At 70.9% G+C, this 15784-nt stretch carries 13 protein-coding genes and 1 pseudogene; 6 read left to right on the top strand and 8 right to left on the bottom strand.

Features of this window, described 5'->3' with window-relative positions; genetic code table 11:
• Nucleotides 1-2095 (top strand): translation initiation factor IF-2 (gene infB, locus ACE3PU_RS07345; protein WP_374388198.1); only part of this gene is annotated, 2095 nt, incomplete at its 5' end.
• A gap of 51 nt (nt 2096-2146) precedes the next feature.
• On the opposite strand, the gene ACE3PU_RS07340 is transcribed toward infB, so the two are convergent.
• Nucleotides 2147-2602, bottom strand: coding sequence for a MaoC family dehydratase (locus ACE3PU_RS07340; protein WP_374388196.1), 456 nt, complete (start codon nt 2600-2602; stop codon nt 2147-2149).
• 50 nt (nt 2603-2652) lie between these two features.
• Nucleotides 2653-3645 carry a threonine/serine dehydratase gene (locus ACE3PU_RS07335; RefSeq protein WP_374388194.1) on the bottom strand — a complete coding sequence of 331 codons (993 nt, stop codon included), beginning with the start codon at nt 3643-3645 and terminating at the stop codon, nt 2653-2655.
• Between the two features lie 44 nt (nt 3646-3689).
• On the opposite strand from ACE3PU_RS07335, the gene glpK reads away from it, so the two are divergent.
• Both glpK and ACE3PU_RS07325 read left to right on the top strand, forming a co-directional pair.
• On the top strand, nt 3690-5345 hold the full coding sequence (gene glpK / locus ACE3PU_RS07330; protein ID WP_374388202.1) for a glycerol kinase GlpK: 1656 nt from the start codon (nt 3690-3692) through the stop codon (nt 5343-5345).
• Nucleotides 5342-6442 (top strand): phosphotransferase, encoded by a 1101-nt coding sequence (locus ACE3PU_RS07325; protein WP_374388192.1) that lies wholly within the window; start codon nt 5342-5344, stop codon nt 6440-6442. Before glpK ends, ACE3PU_RS07325 begins: the two co-directional genes overlap by 4 nt.
• A 40-nt stretch (nt 6443-6482) precedes the next feature.
• Here ACE3PU_RS07325 and ACE3PU_RS07320 read toward each other — a convergent pair whose 3' ends face one another.
• Both ACE3PU_RS07320 and prfA read right to left on the bottom strand, forming a co-directional pair.
• Nucleotides 6483-7235, bottom strand: a complete 753-nt coding sequence (locus tag ACE3PU_RS07320; RefSeq protein WP_374388190.1) for a DUF1223 domain-containing protein — start codon at nt 7233-7235, stop codon at nt 6483-6485.
• 63 nt (nt 7236-7298) lie between these two features.
• On the bottom strand, nt 7299-8366 hold the full coding sequence (prfA, locus tag ACE3PU_RS07315) for a peptide chain release factor 1 (RefSeq protein ID WP_374388188.1): 1068 nt from the start codon (nt 8364-8366) through the stop codon (nt 7299-7301).
• Nucleotides 8367-8550: 184 nt separating this feature from the next.
• On the opposite strand from prfA, the gene ACE3PU_RS07310 reads away from it, so the two are divergent.
• From ACE3PU_RS07310 to ACE3PU_RS07300, 3 genes are read left to right on the top strand one after another with little or no spacing between them, the layout of a single operon-like run.
• On the top strand, nt 8551-9183 hold the full coding sequence (locus ACE3PU_RS07310) for a response regulator (RefSeq protein ID WP_374388186.1): 633 nt from the start codon (nt 8551-8553) through the stop codon (nt 9181-9183).
• Nucleotides 9184-9228: 45 nt separating this feature from the next.
• Complete coding sequence (locus ACE3PU_RS07305) at nt 9229-9669, top strand: Rrf2 family transcriptional regulator (protein WP_374388184.1); 441 nt, start codon at nt 9229-9231, stop codon at nt 9667-9669.
• Between the two features lie 30 nt (nt 9670-9699).
• Entirely contained in the window at nt 9700-10476 is a 777-nt protein-coding gene (locus tag ACE3PU_RS07300) for a sulfite exporter TauE/SafE family protein (RefSeq protein ID WP_374388182.1), read from the top strand.
• Here the strand turns inward: ACE3PU_RS07300 and ispG are convergent, their stop codons facing one another.
• The 4 genes and pseudogenes from ispG to ACE3PU_RS07280 all read right to left on the bottom strand — a co-directional run bounded on the left by ispG (nt 10477) and on the right by ACE3PU_RS07280 (nt 15770).
• The gene (ispG, locus tag ACE3PU_RS07295) at nt 10477-11622 is read right to left on the bottom strand and encodes a flavodoxin-dependent (E)-4-hydroxy-3-methylbut-2-enyl-diphosphate synthase (protein ID WP_374388180.1); all 1146 of its coding nucleotides are present in this window, start codon (nt 11620-11622) and stop codon (nt 10477-10479) included.
• Nucleotides 11623-11724: 102 nt separating this feature from the next.
• Nucleotides 11725-13373, bottom strand: a pseudogene (locus ACE3PU_RS07290) (carboxylesterase/lipase family protein).
• Nucleotides 13370-14248, bottom strand: coding sequence for an SDR family NAD(P)-dependent oxidoreductase (locus tag ACE3PU_RS07285; RefSeq protein WP_374388200.1), 879 nt, complete (start codon nt 14246-14248; stop codon nt 13370-13372). The pseudogene ACE3PU_RS07290 and the gene ACE3PU_RS07285 overlap by 4 nt, the downstream one beginning before the upstream one ends.
• A gap of 43 nt (nt 14249-14291) precedes the next feature.
• Nucleotides 14292-15770: an MFS transporter gene (locus ACE3PU_RS07280; RefSeq protein ID WP_374388178.1), complete on the bottom strand. Its 1479-nt coding sequence runs from the start codon at nt 15768-15770 to the stop codon at nt 14292-14294.
• Between the last annotated feature and the right edge of the window lie 14 nt (nt 15771-15784).

Here is a 15784-nt window from a genome sequence, read left to right as displayed (position 1 = left end):
TCCTGACGGCGCCCTTGTTCGCCGTGCTGGCCGGCCTGCGCCCAATGCGCCGCCCGCCACGCCAGAAGTGGCCCGTCCCAGCCGCGCGCCCGGCGCTGGCTTCGGCCGTCCGGTCGGCCGCGACGACGATCGCGAGAAGCGTTTCTCCGACGCCGGCAAGGCGGTCAGCCGCACCCGCGGCGAGCCCAAGCGCCGCGAAGGCCGCATGACCATCCAGTCCGTGGTCGGCGACGGCGACGCCGCCGAGCGGATGCGCTCGCTGGCCTCGGTCCGCCGCGCCCGCGAACGCGAGAAGGAAAAGCGCAAGGGCGGCTCGACCGACGCGCCGAACCGTCCGCGCGAAGTGGTCATCCCCGACGTCATCACCGTTCAGGAGCTGTCCAACCGGATGGCCGTGCGCGGCGTCGACATCATCAAGTTCCTGATGCGTCAGGGCATGATGATGAAGATCAACGACGTGATCGATTCCGACACCGCCGAACTGGTGGCCGAGGAATTCGGCATGGCCGTCAAGCGCGTCTCGGAATCCGACATCGAAACCGGCTTCCTGGGCGAGGCGGACGACGCCGATGCGTCCGAAACCCGCGCCCCGGTCGTGGCCATCATGGGCCACGTCGACCACGGCAAGACCTCGCTCTTGGACGCGCTGCGCACCACCGACGTGGCGGGCGGCGAAGCCGGCGGCATCACCCAGCACATCGGCGCCTATCAGGTGCGCCTGGAGGACGGCCAGAAGGTCACCTTCCTGGACACCCCGGGTCACGCCGCCTTCTCGGCGATGCGGGCGCGCGGCGCCAACGTCACCGACATCGTGGTGCTGGTCGTGGCCGCCGACGACGGCGTCATGCCGCAGACGATCGAGGCCATCCAGCACGCCAAGGCGGCCGATGCGCCGCTGATCGTGGCGGTCAACAAGATCGACAAGCCGGACGCCAACTCGACCAAGGTCGTCAACGAGCTGCTGCAGTACGAGGTCATCGCCGAGAGCCTGGGCGGCGACACCCAGATCGTCGAGGTCTCGGCCAAGAACCGCACCAACCTGGACGGCCTGCTGGAAGCCATCTTGGTCCAGGCCGAGGTCATGGACCTGCGCGCCAACCCCGACCGTTCGGCCGAGGGCGTGGTCATCGAGGCCAAGCTGGACAAGGGCCGCGGCCCGGTCGGCACCGTGCTGGTCAAGCGCGGCACGCTGAAGCGCGGCGACATCGTCGTGGCCGGCGGATCGTGGGGCAAGGTTCGCGCCCTGCTGAACGAGCGCAACGAGCAGCTGACCGAAGCCGGTCCGTCCGTCCCTGTCGAGATCCTCGGCCTGGACGAGGCGCCGTCTCCCGGCGACGTCTTCGCCGTCGTGGAATCCGAAGCCCGCGCCCGCGAGCTGACCGAATACCGTCAGCGGGTGAAGCGCGAGAAGGCCCAGGTCTCGGGCGGCTCGGTCTCGCTGGTCGACATGATGTCCAAGCTGCAGTCCAAGAAGGTCTCGGAGCTGCCGGTGGTCGTCAAGGCGGACGTCCAGGGTTCGGCCGAAGCCATCGTCGGCTCGCTGGACAAGATGGGCACCGACGAGGTGCGCGCCCGCACCGTCTATTCCGGCGCCGGCGGCATCACCGAGAGCGACGTCAACCTGGCCAAGAGCGCGGGCGCCCCGATCCTGGGCTTCAACGTCCGCGCCTCCAAGCAGGCGCGCGACCTGGCCGAGCGCGAAGGCGTCGAAATCCGCTACTACTCGATCATCTACGACCTTCTGGACGACATGAAGGGCGTGCTGTCGGGCATGCTGGCGCCGCTGCAGCGCGAAACCTTCCTGGGCAACGCCCAGGTGCTGCAGGTGTTCGACATCTCCAAGATCGGCAAGATCGCCGGCTGCCGCGTCACCGAGGGCGTGGTCAGGAAGGGCGCGCGCGTCCGCATCATCCGCGACGACGTGGTGGTTCTGGAGCTGGGCGTGCTCAACACGCTCAAGCGCTTCAAGGACGAGGTCAACGAGGTGCCCTCGGGCCAGGAGTGCGGCATGCAGTTCCAGGGCTTCCAGGACATCAAGGAAGGCGACTACATCGAGTGCTTCACGGTCGAAGAGATCAAGCGCACGCTGGACTAGAGCAAGACCAAGGCCCGGAACCCAGGTTCCGGGCCTTTTTCCTTGGTCCCGTCACCCGCCGACCATCTGCATCCCCAGCCATTCGGCGATCAGGGCCGGCTTGTCGCCGCCCTCGATCTCGACGGTCAGCTCGTGCTTCAGCAGCCAGCGGCCGTTCCCCTTGTCCTCGGCCGACAGCAGCCTGAACCGTCCGCGCACGCGCGACCCGGCGAGGACCGGGGCCAGGAAGCGCAGCTTGTCGAAGCCGTAGTTGACGCCCATCACCACGCCCTCCAGCGGCGCGACCGCGTCATAGCTCATGGCCGAGGCCAGGCTCAGCGTCAGAAAGCCGTGGGCGATGGTCCCGCCGAACGGCGTGGCCTTGGCCGCCTCGGGATCGACGTGAATGAACTGATGGTCCTCGGTGCAGTCGGCGAAAGCGTCGATGCGCGCCTGGCTGACCTCGAACCATTTCGAGACCCCGACCTCCTGTCCGATCAGGCCCTGCAGTTCGCTGGGTTTCGTCATTCTCTTCCTCCCGCTGTTTTGCGGCAGGTTGGCCGACGACGGGCCGGAAGTCAGCCCCCGAACCGCCCCTCGATGATGGCGGCGAACAGGCTCGGGTCGACATTGCCCCCCGACAGGACGACGACCGTGGTCCGGTCCTTCGCCTCGGCCTTGCCGCTCAGCAGCGCCGCCAGACCGACCGCCCCGCCCGGCTCGACCACCAGCTTCAGCTGGCGGAAGGCGAAGGCCACCGCCTCCGCGACCTCGGCGTCGGACACAGTCAGCGCGCCGGCGCAGCGCCGGTTGATCGGAAAGGTCAGCTCGCCCGGCGTCGGCGCCATCAGGGCGTCGCAGATCGACGGCGCGCCCTGCGGATGGCCGACCCGCGCGCCCGCCGCCAGCGATCTGGCCGTGTCGTCGAAGGCCTCGGGCTCGACCACCGTCACCCGCGTCTCGGAGCTGCGCTCGGCCATCACCAGATTGATCCCGGCGATCAGCCCGCCGCCCGAGGCGCCGCACAGCAGCTGGTCGATGGCTCCCCCGCCGAGCAGGGGCGTCTGCTCCAGCAGCTCCAGCGCCGTCGTTCCCTGTCCTTCGATGACGAAGGGATCGTCGAACGGCGGCACCAGCACCGAGCCGCGCTCCTCGGCGATGGCGGCGCCGATGGCCTCGCGGCTTTCGCTCCAGCGATCGTAGAACCGCACCTCGCCGCCGAAGGACCGCACGCCCTCGACCTTCACCGCCGGGGAATCGGCGGGCATGACGATGATCGCCGGCGTTCCGACCAGCCGCGCGGCCGCGGCCACGCCCTGCGCATGGTTGCCGGAGGAAAAGGCCACGACCCCGCGCCGCCGCTCGTCCTCGTCCAGCCGGCTGATGCGGTTGTAGGCGCCCCGGAACTTGAAGGCGCCCGCCCGCTGCAGCGTCTCCGCCTTCATCAGCACCCGCCCGCCCAGGCGCGCGTTCAGCGCCGGACTCTCGATCAGGGGAGTGCGCACGGCGACGCCCTCGATCTGGCGGGCGGCGTCCAGTACGCCTTCATAGCTGGGCAGGCGGTGCGTCATGTGCTCCCTTAACCCAACCACCTGGGAGAGAAAACGACTTGAGCCTGATCCTCGCCATCGACCAGGGCACCACCTCGACGCGGGCCGTCGCGTTCGAGCTCTCGCCTCAAGCAGCGCCAGGCGCGGTAGGCGGTGACAAGCCTCAATCAGCGCCAAGCGCGGTAGGCGGAAAACAGCCTCAAGCAGCGCCAGGCGCGGTAGGCGAACAGACAGCCCGTCAGGGCGAGCCGCGCCCCGTGGCCGTCAGCCAGATCGAGCTGACCCAGCACTTCCCCCGCTCCGGCTGGGTCGAGCACGACGCCGCCGAAATCTGGACCGCGACCCTGCAGACCTGCCGCGAGGTGGTGGGCCAGGCCGGCGGCGTCGCCCGCTTCGCCGCCGTCGGCATCACCAACCAGCGCGAGACGGCGGTGATCTGGGATGCGGCGACCGGCGAGCCGCTGCACCGCGCCATCGTCTGGCAGGACCGGCGCACCGCCGACGTCACCGCCCGCCTGGTCGCCCAGGGACATGAACCTTTGGTCCAGCAGGCGACCGGCCTGATCCTCGACCCCTATTTCTCCGCGACCAAATTCGCCTGGCTGCTGGACGCCGTGCCCGGAGCCCGCGCCCGGGCCGAGGCCGGCGAGGTCAAGCTGGGCACGATCGACGCCTGGCTGATCTGGAAGCTGACCGGCGGCCGCGTCCACGCCACCGACGCCACCAACGCCGCGCGCACCAGCCTAATGGACCTGCGCACCCTGGACTGGCGCGACGACCTCTGCGCCCTGTTCGACGTGCCGCGCGCCGCCCTGCCCCCCATTGTCGGCTGCGCCCAGGTCGCGGGCGAGACCGACCCGGCCCTGTTCGGCCGCGCCCTGCCCGTCGCCGGATCGGCCGGCGACCAGCAGGCGGCCCTGGTCGGCCACGGCGCGTTGCGGGCCGGCGACGCCAAGATCACCTACGGCACCGGCGCCTTCCTGGTGGCCAATGTCGGCGAAACCCCGGTGGCCTCGACCCGACGCCTGCTGGGCACCCTGGGCTATGCGGCCGATGGGCGGGCCGACGGCCGGATCGCCTATGCGCTGGAAGGCTCCATCTTCTCGGCCGGCTCGGCCATCCAGTGGCTGCGCGACGGCGCCGGGATGATCTCTGAATCCCGCCAGTCCGAGGCCATGGCCCAGAGCCTGCCCGACAACGGCGGCGTCTATCTGGTGCCCGGCTTCACCGGCCTGGGCGCCCCCTGGTGGGAGCCCGAGGCGCGCGGCGCCGTCGTCGGCCTGACCCGCGATTCCGGCCCCGCCCACTTCGTCCGCGCGGCGCTTGAGGCCCTGGCCTATCAGACCCGCGACCTGCTGGACGCCCTGGCCGCCGACGGCGCCCCGCCGCTGAAGACGCTGAAGGTCGACGGCGGCGTCACCGCCAACAGCTTCGCCATGCAGTTCGTCGCCGACATCTGCGGGGTCGAGGTCGAACGCCCCGCCTTCCAGGAGATGACTGCCCTGGGCGCCGCCCGCCTGGCCGCCTTCGGCGCGGGCCTGATCGACGATCTGGAGGCGCGTCCGGTCGAGGCCCCGGCCTGCTGGAAGCCGCGCATGGCCGCCGCCGAGCGCGAGCGGCTGCTTTCCGGCTGGCGCCGGGCGGTGAAGGCCGCCATCATCGCCGCGCCGGCCCGCGCGCCCCAGACGCAAGAAGACGCGGCCGGCGGAGGGAAAGCATGACCGAAACGCCCGACGCCCCGACCCTGGACGCCCCGACCCTGGACGCCCAGACCGCCTTCTCCGGCACGCGCGAGGTCGATCCGCGCTACCGCCTGGACGAGGCGGCGCTGGACGCCTGGATGGCCGGCCATGTCGAGGGTTATTCCGGACCGCTGACGGTGCGCCAGTTCAAGGGCGGCCAGTCCAACCCGACCTACGAACTGTCGACGCCCGGTCGCGCCTACGTCCTGCGCCGCAAGCCGCCGGGCGTGCTGCTGCCCAGCGCCCACGCCGTCGATCGCGAGTTCCAGGTCATCTCGGCCTTGTCGGCCCAGGGCTTCCCCGTCGCCCGCCCCTACGCCCTGTGTACGGACGAGGCCGTCATCGGCTCGATGTTCTACGTCATGGACAAGGTCGAGGGCCGCATCTTCTGGGACCTGAAGCTGCCCGGCCTGACCCCCGCCGAGCGCCGCGCCATCTACGAGGCCCAGACGGACACGCTTGCGCGGCTGCACGCCTTCGACCCCGACGCCATCGGCCTGACGGACTACGGCCGCGCCGGCAACTACTTCGCCCGCCAGGTCGGCCGCTGGACCAAGCAGTACCGCGCCTCTGAGATCGATCCGGTCCCCGCGATGGACCGTCTGATCGCCTTCCTGCCCGACAGCCTGCCGCCCGAGGGGCCCAGCCGCATCGTCCACGGCGACTTCCGCCTCGACAACATGATCCTGGCCCCCGACGGCCCCCAGGTCCGCGCCGTGCTGGACTGGGAGCTGTCGACCCTGGGCGATCCGATGGCCGACTTCTCCTATCTGCTGATCGCCTGGGCCATTCCGGCGTCCCTGCGCAACGGCCTGGCCGGCGCCGACCTTGAGGCCCTGGGCATCCCCTCGGTGGAGGAGACGGTCGAGCGCTACGCCGCCGCCACGGGCCTGCGCCCGGCCAACCTCGACTGGCTCTACGCCTACAACCTGTTCCGCCTCGCGGCCATCTGCCAGGGCATCGCCGGCCGCGTCCGCGACGGCACCGCCGCCAGCGCCCACGCCCGCACCATGGCCGCCCAGGTCGGCCCCCTCAGCGACGCCGCCTGGAGCTTCGCGAGAAAGGCGGGCGCCTGACCGGAACCTGCGGCCGGCCGGCCTGAAAATCGGCCGCGCCCTACTCCCTGACCGCCGCCCCGATGATGCGCCGGTCCGCCTTGCCCTGGATCAGCACCGCCACCGCGTCCCCGGCCGACGTCCGCGGCAGGGCGTACAGCACCGGCCGGCCGCGCCATTCGCCCAGCCGCGTCACGTCGCGCACCACATTGACGTGGCGCACGGTCCGGCCGCGGTTCTCGCCTTCGCGCACCTCCACCGTCTGGACCCCAGGGGTGTAGGTCACCGCCACAACCTCGGCGCCCCCGGCGGGAGCCCGGCCCGAGCCGACGCCGACCCGGTCGCCGGTTTCGCGGAATTCGATCTCGGGCGGCCAGACCTGGCGCGACGCCTCCTGGACGATGGCGGCCTCCAGCTCCAGGCCGCGCGCGCCGGATACCTGCCGGCGGCCGTCGATGACGACCTGGGGCGTGGACACGCCGCGCTGATGCAGGGCCACGCGATAGGCGCGCTGGCGGGCGCCGAACTCGGGCTGGGCGAAGGTGTCGGGCCAGCCGAGATAGTCCCAGTAGTCGACCCCGTAGGTCAGGGCGATCACGCCGGGACCGGCGGCGGCCCGCTCGACCGTGGCGTTGGCGTCGACGCAGCCGCCGCACCCCTGGGCGGTGAACAGCTCCACCACCACCGGCGTCGCGTCGCGCAGGACCAGGCGCGGCCGCTCGGCCCGCGCGCCCGCGGGCTGCGCCGCCGATCCGACCGACAGCAGGGCGCCCGTCGCAACGGCCGCGCCTATGACCCCAGCTCGAAACTTCATGACGATGTTCCTAGACCCGCGCCGGAAGCGCGACCGCTCATTTTCGCGTGAGCGCGCCGCGCGTCACGCGAACTCGGCCTCCAGGTCGGCCAGCCGCGCGGCCTGGTCCTCGGCGATCAGGGCGTCCAGGACGGGGTCCAGGTCGCCCTCCAGGATCTGGGGCAGGCTGTGCAGGGTCAGGCCGATGCGGTGATCGGTCACGCGCCCCTGCGGGAAGTTATAGGTGCGGATGCGCTCGGACCGGTCGCCCGAGCCGACCTGCGACTTGCGCGCGTCCGACCGCGCCGCGTCCTTGGCCTGGCGCTGCATGTCGTACAGGCGCACGCGCAGGTTCTTCATCGCCTTGTCCCGGTTCACGTGCTGGGACTTCTCGGAGCTGGTCGCCACGATCCCCGTCGGCAGGTGGGTGATGCGCACCGCCGAGTCGGTCTTGTTGACGTGCTGGCCGCCCGATCCGGAGGCGCGGAAGGTGTCGATGCGGATGTCCTTGTCCAGGATCTCGATCTCCACGTCCTCGACCTCGGGCAGGACGGCGACGGTCGCGGCCGAGGTGTGGATGCGGCCGCCCGCCTCGGTGGCCGGCACGCGCTGGACGCGGTGGACGCCGCTTTCGAACTTCAGCCGTCCGAACACGCCGTCGCCGGTGACGGTGGCGATGATTTCCTTGTAGCCGCCGGCCTCGCCCTCCGTGGCGCTGTCGATCTCGACCCGCCAGCCGCGCGTGGAGGCGTAGCGCGAATACATCCGGAACAGGTCGCCGGCGAACAGGGCCGCCTCGTCCCCGCCGGTGCCCGCGCGCACTTCCAGCACGGCCGAGGCGTTCTCGTCGGCGTCGCGCGGGGCCAGCAGCAGGGCGACCTCGCGCTCCAGCCCCGGCAGGCGCTCGTTCAGGGCCTGCAGCTCTTCCTGCGCCATCGCCGCCATTTCCGGATCGCCAGCCATGGCTTCCAGATCCAGGACCTCGGCGCGGGCGCGGGCCAGGCCCTGAACCGCGTCGGCGACGGGCTTCAGCTCGGCGTGCTCGCGCGACAGGCGCACGATCTCGGCGCCCTCGGTCGCCGCGCCCATCCGCGCCTCCACCTCGTGGAAGCGATCAAGCACCTGATCGAGACGGGCCTGTGGCAGACGCAAGACGGGGAACCTCGGCTTCGGGAAAGGGGCCGTCCTTACCGCGTCGGGCGCCGGCCTGTCGATGACCGGCCGCGATCAACCCCGGCGCCGCCTTTGTGATCGGGGATAACGATGGCGTCAGGCCGGTTACGCCGGCGGTCTTAACCGTTTAGCTGGCCGCGATCATCCTGTGGGGGAGCCGACCATGTTCGATCATTCGTCCCGAGCCACGCCCGTCGACCGCGCCGCCGACAGCGTCGAGCGGCTGTGCCGCCTCTACGACGGCCGCATGGCCGACACCGGCGGCGATCTGTCGCCCGAGGACCTGAGGGAGCTGAAGGCCATGGCCGCCATCTATGACCTGGACACCGACCGCAGCCCGGCGGAGGTGTGGCGCGACGTCCGCGCCGTGGTCACCCGCCAGACGACGCGTCCGGCCGAGGACGCCGTCCTGCCGGTGTCCGCCGAACCGTTGACCGTGATGGTGGTCGAGGACGACGCCGAGGCCGCGGCCGATCTGACCGAGCTGCTGACCGAGGCGGGCCACCGCGTCGTCGGCCCCTTCCATAACGCCGCGGCGGCCGAGGCGGCGGCGGCCCTGCATCCGGTCGACATCGCGCTGCTGGACATCAACCTGTCCGACGGGGCGACCGGCGCCGATCTGGCCCGGGCCCTGACCGGTCGATGGGATGTGCGCGTGGTCTTCATCTCCGGCGACGTCAGCGCCGCCGCGCGCCACGCCGACCGGGCCGAGGCCCTGGTGCTGAAACCCTATACGGGCGCGCAGATCCTTCAGGCCGTGAGCCGCCTGGGCGCGGACGGGGCGCCGCCGGCCTGACCCTCTGAACCTTGCGTCCGGGCCTGCCGCGCGCGATCACGGGCCATGCTGTCCAACCGGTCCCGCTATGCGCTGCGCGCCATGATCCATCTTGCGGGCCTGCCGGGCGGCGGGCCTGCGACCATCGCCGAGATCGCCGACGCCGCCAGCGCGCCGCGCAAGTTCCTGGAAGCCATCCTGCTGGATCTGCGCCGGCGCCATCTTCTGGTCTCGCGCCGGGGGCGGACCGGCGGCTACGCCCTGGCCGCGCCGGCCGACGCCATCAGCTTCGCCGACGTGATCCGGGCGCTGGAGGGTCCGCTGGCCCTGGCGCCCTGCGCCTCGCGCACCGCCCACGGCCCGTGCGAGACCTGCCCGGACGTCGAGACCTGCCCCCTGCGGCCCGTCCTCGCCGACGGCCGCGACGCGCTGGCGGCCGTGTTCGAGACGCGAACCCTTCTACAGGCCGCGGGCAATTCTTCTCCTATTGACCGACTAGGAAAATAGATCGCAACTCGTCCGATCCTCGGAGCGGCCATGCACGATTTCCTTCTCTTCCTGCTCGTCGGCTTTCTGGCCCAGGTCGTCGACGGCGCCCTGGGCATGGCGTACGGCGTCATCTCCTCCACCGTGCTGCTGTCGTTCGGCGTGCCGCCCGCGACCGCCTCGGCCAGCGTCCACGCCGCCGAGGTCTTCACCACCGCCGCCTCGGCCGGATCGCACGCGGCGAACCGCAACGTGAACTGGAAGCTGTTTCTGCCCCTGGCGCTGGGCGGGGTCGTCGGGGGCGGGCTGGGCGCCTTCGTCCTGACCAGCGTGGACGGCGACGCGATCAAGCCGTGGATCACCGCCTATCTGTCGATCATGGGCCTGGTCATCATCTGGCGCGCCACCAGAAAGACGCGCGAGCGGCTGTTCCCGATCAAATTCTCGGCTCCGCTGGGCCTCGTCGGCGGCTTCTTCGACGCCATCGGCGGGGGCGGCTGGGGGCCGACGGTGACCACCACCATGGTGGGATCGGGTCAGGACCCGCGCATGTCGATCGGCACCACCAACACTGCGGAGTTCTTCGTCACCTCGGCCATTTCCGCCACCTTCCTGACCGCGCTGCTGACCGGCCACTGGGACCAGGCCGAAGGGTTCGTCTCGCACGCCACCGCCATTTCGGGCCTGATCCTGGGCGGTCTGGCCGCCGCGCCCTTCGCCGGGATCATCGCCCGCATCGCCCCGCGCCGGGCCCTGACCTACGGCGTCGGCGCCGTGGTGCTGTTGTCCGCCGGCTATCAGGCGCTGCGGCTTTTCGGCGTGCTCTGACTACTCGGCCGGCTCCAGCGCGCGGGCCTGGCCGGCGCGCGCGGCGTCCAGCTCCGCCGCCTTGGCCTCGACCAGGCCGACGATCTCGTCGATCATCCCGTCATTGGCCTGTTTGTGGGCGATCTTGCCGTTCAGATAGATCATGCCCGCGCCCTTGCCGCCGCCGGTGAAGCCGATGTCGGTGTACAGCGCCTCGCCCGGCCCGTTCACCACGCAGCCGATGATCGACAGGCTCATGGGCGTGGAGATGTGGGCCAGCTTCTCTTCCAGCACCGCCACCGTCTCGATGACGTTGAAGCCCTGCCGCGCGCAGGACGGGCAGGCGATGATGTTGACGCCCCTGTGGCGCAGGCCCAGCGACTTCAGGATGTCGAACCCGACCTTGATCTCCTCGACCGGATCGGCGGCCAGCGACACGCGGATGGTGTCGCCGATGCCGGCCCACAGCATGTTGCCCATGCCGATGGCCGACTTGATCGTGCCGGTGCGCAAGGGGCCCGCCTCGGTCACGCCCAGATGCAGCGGACAGTCGATGGCCTCGGCCAGCTGCTGATAGGCGGCGACGGTCAGGAAGGGATCGGACGCCTTCACCGAGATCTTGAACTCGTGGAAGTCGTGGTCCTGCAGGATGCGGGCGTGGTTCAGTGCGCTCTCGACCATGGCGTCGGGGCAGGGCTCGCCGTACTTCTCCAGCAGCTCCCGTTCCAGCGACCCGGCGTTGACGCCGATCCGCATCGAGCAGCCATAGTCCTTGGCCGCCTGGATCACCTCGCGGACCCGGTCGGCCGAGCCGATGTTGCCGGGATTGATGCGCAGGCAGGCGGCGCCCGCCTCGGCCGCCTCGATCCCGCGCCGGTAATGGAAGTGGATGTCCGCCACCAGCGGGACCTTCGCCTCGCGGGCGATGGTGCGGAACGCCGCCGTCGACTCCTCGTCCGGACAGGACACCCGCACGATGTCGGCCCCGGCCTCCTCGAGCCGACGGATCTGATCGATCGTCGCCGCCGCGTCCGACGTCGGCGTATTGGTCATGGACTGCACGCTGATCGGCGCGTCGCCGCCCACGAGCACCGACCCGACCCGGATCTGCCGGCTCTTGCGACGCTCGATATGGCGCCAGGGACGAACGTGCGTATGGTCGGTCATCGCCAGCCATATAGGCCCCCCGGGGCGTCTGGGCCAGTTGGCTTGTGTGTTTCGGCCCGCCTAGGCCGGGTTAACGTCGCCTTCAGCGGCGAGCGAAACAGATCAGCCGCACGTCGATCGTTCGTTCGGCAACGGCGGCGCGATGACGCCGACGTTCCAGTGCCAGGCGACGTGGCCGTCCGCCCGGCGTCGGCACACCACCGCTTCGTTGAAGGCGAAGGCGTTCGGCGGGTCGATGCGCGGCACGGGTTCGGCTTCAAACGCCATATAGGCGCGCTCGCGGCCATAGGGTCGCCAGTCCGCCGCGCCCGCCGCGCCCGCCGCCTGCGGCCGCCCATCCTTCACGAAGGACGTCCAGTAGCCCAGCATGGCGTCGGACAGACGTTGCTCGGCCGCCGTCTTTGGCATGGCCGGCCACCAGGCCGGTATCGCCGCCGTCGTGCCGAACGCATAGGGGATCTCGGCCCCGTGGAAGGCGTGGAGGCCCCGATCGTCGGCGGCGGGATAGCCGTGGTCGAACAGGTACAGATAGGCGCCCCGCCCGATAGTCGACTGCGCCCTGGCCAGGCGTTCGGCGGTCCAGCCGTACATGGCGTCCCGCGTCGTCGCCAACATGCTCTCGCGGATGTCGTCGGCCGGATAGAGGTTCAGGAAGGCGTCCGCCAGATCGCCGTAACGCGCGCGGATCTCGCGCCGATAGGTCTGCGCGTCCGCCGGCGCCGGCGGCAAAAGGATGGGCAGGGACCGGACCTCGCCCTCGTTGTACCCGGCCAGAACCGGCACAGGCGCCTGGTCGCCCCGGTCGAAGACATCCGCCAGCTGACGCGGCAGGACCTGGCCGTCCACGGTGGCCAGCGGGAAATAGCCGGTGCGCGGCGTCTCGGCGACGATCGTCTCGGCGCTCAGCGCCCGCAGCGCGCCCAGATCGGCCGCGCCCAGCTTGCCGGCCCACGACAGGCCGACGGTCTCTGCATCCGGCCAGTCCCGGAAGGCGCCGTTCCGCAGTTCCGGCATGGCGATCATATAGCCGCTCTGCGCGATCGCCCCGTCGAACAGGCCGCGCGCCTGGGGCGCCGCCATCAGCAGGATGACGCTCAGCGCCCCGGCGGACTGGCCCGCGATCGTCACCTTTCCGGGGTCGCCGCCGAAGGCGCCGATGTTGTCGCGAACCCAGCGCAGGGCCTGGATCTGGTCGGTCAGGCCGTAGTTGCCGGAGATGTTCTGCGCCGATTCCGCGCTCAGCGCCGGATGGGCCAGCCAGCCCAGCGCGCCGAGGCGATAGTTGATCGACACCACCACCACGCCCTGCTCGCCATTCGGGCGCCGTCCGTGACGGCGTCGCCGCCGGCGCCGCTGACCAGCGACCCGCCGTGGATCCAGACCATGACCGGGGCGTCGCGCGCATCCCGGGGCGCCCAGATGTTGAGGAACAGGCAGTCCTCGCTCATCGCGGCACGGTCCTGGAAGGGCGACGGCGGCTGCATGCAGGCCGCGCCGAACCGGGTCGCCTCGCGCACCCCCCGCCACGTCGGCAAGGGCTCGGCAGGGCGCCAGCGCCGGTCTCCGACCGGCGGCTTCGCATAGGGCACGCCCTGGAACACGGCGACCCCGCCTTGATCCTTCCCGCGCAGATCGCCCGCCGGCGCATGGACCACCGGCCCCTCTGTCCGGGCCCCGGCCTGCGCCGGCGCCGGCGACGCCGCGATCAGCCCCAGGGCGGCGACCGCCGTCGCCAGCAGCCGCTCGATCATCGGCCTTCGCCCCGATAGCCGGCCTTGGCCAGCTCCAGCCGGCTCTGCTGCAGGGCGTCGTCGGGCGTGAAGGCGTCCGCCGTGTCCACGATCTCGTCCCAGCGCGCGACCACCATTTCGGCCGCATCCTCGCCCGGCGCGATATGGATGCCCGTCGTCATCGTCACATGCGCCGCCTCGAAGCCGCCGGCCCCGGCGCACAGGATGGTGCGCGTCGGCGCATCCTCGCGCACCAGGGCCAGCATGGCCGGGCTGACGAAGTCGGGATCCAGCAGGCGCAGCATGTCGGCGGGCAGGATGCCCTCCATCATCTGGGTCGCGGCCGTCGGCGCCAGGCAGTTGACCTTGATGTCATAGCGCGCGCCCTCCAGGGCCAGGGTCTGCATCAGGCCGACCAGGGCCATCTTGGCCGCGCCATAGTTGGACTGGCCGAAGTTGCCGAACAGGCCCGATGACGAGGTGGTCATGACGATGCGGCCGTAGTTCTGCTCGCGCATCGTCTCCCACACCGCCTTGGTGCAGTTGACCGCCCCCATCAGGTGCACGTCGACCACCAGGCGGAAGTCCGCCAGGTCCATCTTGGCGAAGCTCTTGTCGCGCAGGACGCCGGCGTTGTTGACCAGGATGTCGATGCGGCCCCACCGCTGCTTCGCCTCCGCCGCCATCCGCTCCACGAAGGCCAGGTCCGTCACCGAGCCCACGGCCGCCATCGCCTCGCCGCCCGCCGCCACGATCTCGGCGGCGACCGCGTCGGCTGCCTCGCCCATGTCGTTGACGACCACGCGCGCGCCGCGCCGGCCCAGCAGAAGCGCATGCGACCGCCCCAGGCCGCCGCCCGCCCCGGTCACGATCGCAACTCGGCCATCCAGTCTGATCACGGTCTTGCCCCTCATCTTCGATCGGCTCGGCTTGCAGAATTCAGTCGGCCGCGGCGGCCTTGTCGATCTTGCGCTGGTCCAGCTCGGCGATGATCCGCGCGTGCCGCGTCCGCGTAAGGTGGTAGCCGAACAGGAACAGCGGCGAGAGCGCGGCGAAGGCGGCCGGCAGCGGCCCCGAGATCAGCGCCAGCTTGTCCAGCACCTCTTGCGGGATGACCAGGCCCGGCCCCCGCGCGCCGAGATCGGTGGGAAAGCGAATCGCGTCCAGCGCCAGGCCGGCGATCAGGCCGCCCAGCCCGGACGCCGCCTTGTAGGCCAGCGTCAGGCCCGAGAAGAACAGCCCCTCGCGCCGCACGCCGAACAGCCATTCATGCTCGTCGGCGGTGTCGGCCAGCATCGACTGGAAGCCGATCCCGCCCACCATGATCGCTGTGCCGACCAGCAGCCCGTTGACGAACAGGATCGGCGCCGCGGCGGCGGGGGTCAGCGTGACCGGCCCGTAGAGCTGCAGCAGCGGCGGCCAGATCAGGAACAGGGCGATGGCCAGGAAGGCCGCGATCGACAGGGTGCGCTTTTCGATATAGCGCAGCGCGAAGGCGCTGATCGGCGCGCCCAGCAGCGGCCCCAGCGTGGTGCTCAACAGGATCATCTGGATGGCGGTGGAATCCAGCCGCCAGAAGTAGCGGCTGGCGTGAAGCGCCAGCGAGACATGGGCCGAATAGGCCAGGAAATAGGTCAGCACCGTCGCGAACAGGATCAGGAACGAACGGTTTCGCGCCAGCTCGATCATCTCGCGGCCGAAGCCGGTCAGGAAGTTTCCCTCGCCCTTTTCCGGCCCGTGCAGCCGGGGCTGGGCCGCGCTGACGGCGCGAATGGCGATCATGCCGGCCAGGAACATGGCCGCCGCGCAGGTCCAGGCGAAGGGGACATAGTTGGCCCGATCCAGCAGGCCGTCGGTCCCGCTCATGAAGACGCCCAGGCCCAGCACCACCCCGATCAGAATGCCCGCGTTCTGGAATGACAGGCGGTAGGACACGATGGCGGCCCGCTCGCGATAGTTGTCGGTCACCTCGGCGCCCACCGCCGTATAGGGCAGCACGAAGCAGGACAGGGACACGCGCAGCACGACCAGGCAGGCCGTGGCGTAGAGGAACTGCGGCAGACCGCTCAGCGATTCCGGCATCGAGAACAGCAGGCCGAACGCCGCCGCGAACGGCAGCAGGCCGAAGATCATGAAGGGGATGCGCCGCCCGAAGCGCGACCTCAGCCGGTCGCTGGCCAGGCCGATGGCCGGGTCCGCCACCGCGTCGACCAGCAGGGCGATCAGCTTGGCCGTGCCCGCCATCGTCCCGGACATGCCGCAGACCGCCGTCAGATAGAACAGCAGAAAGAAGCCGAAGCCCGCCGCGACGATGCCGTCGGCCAGGGCGCCCGAGCCATAGGCCGCCTTGAACCGGCGGGTCAGGGGCGCCCCGCGCAAGGCCGCGGCGTTCTTTTCGTCGATGACGCTCTGTCGCATGACCGCTCCCTGTT

Source organism: Brevundimonas sp., from assembly GCF_041911375.1.
Lineage (GTDB): Bacteria > Pseudomonadota > Alphaproteobacteria > Caulobacterales > Caulobacteraceae > Brevundimonas.
This window is presented reverse-complemented; position numbering and strand designations above follow the sequence as displayed.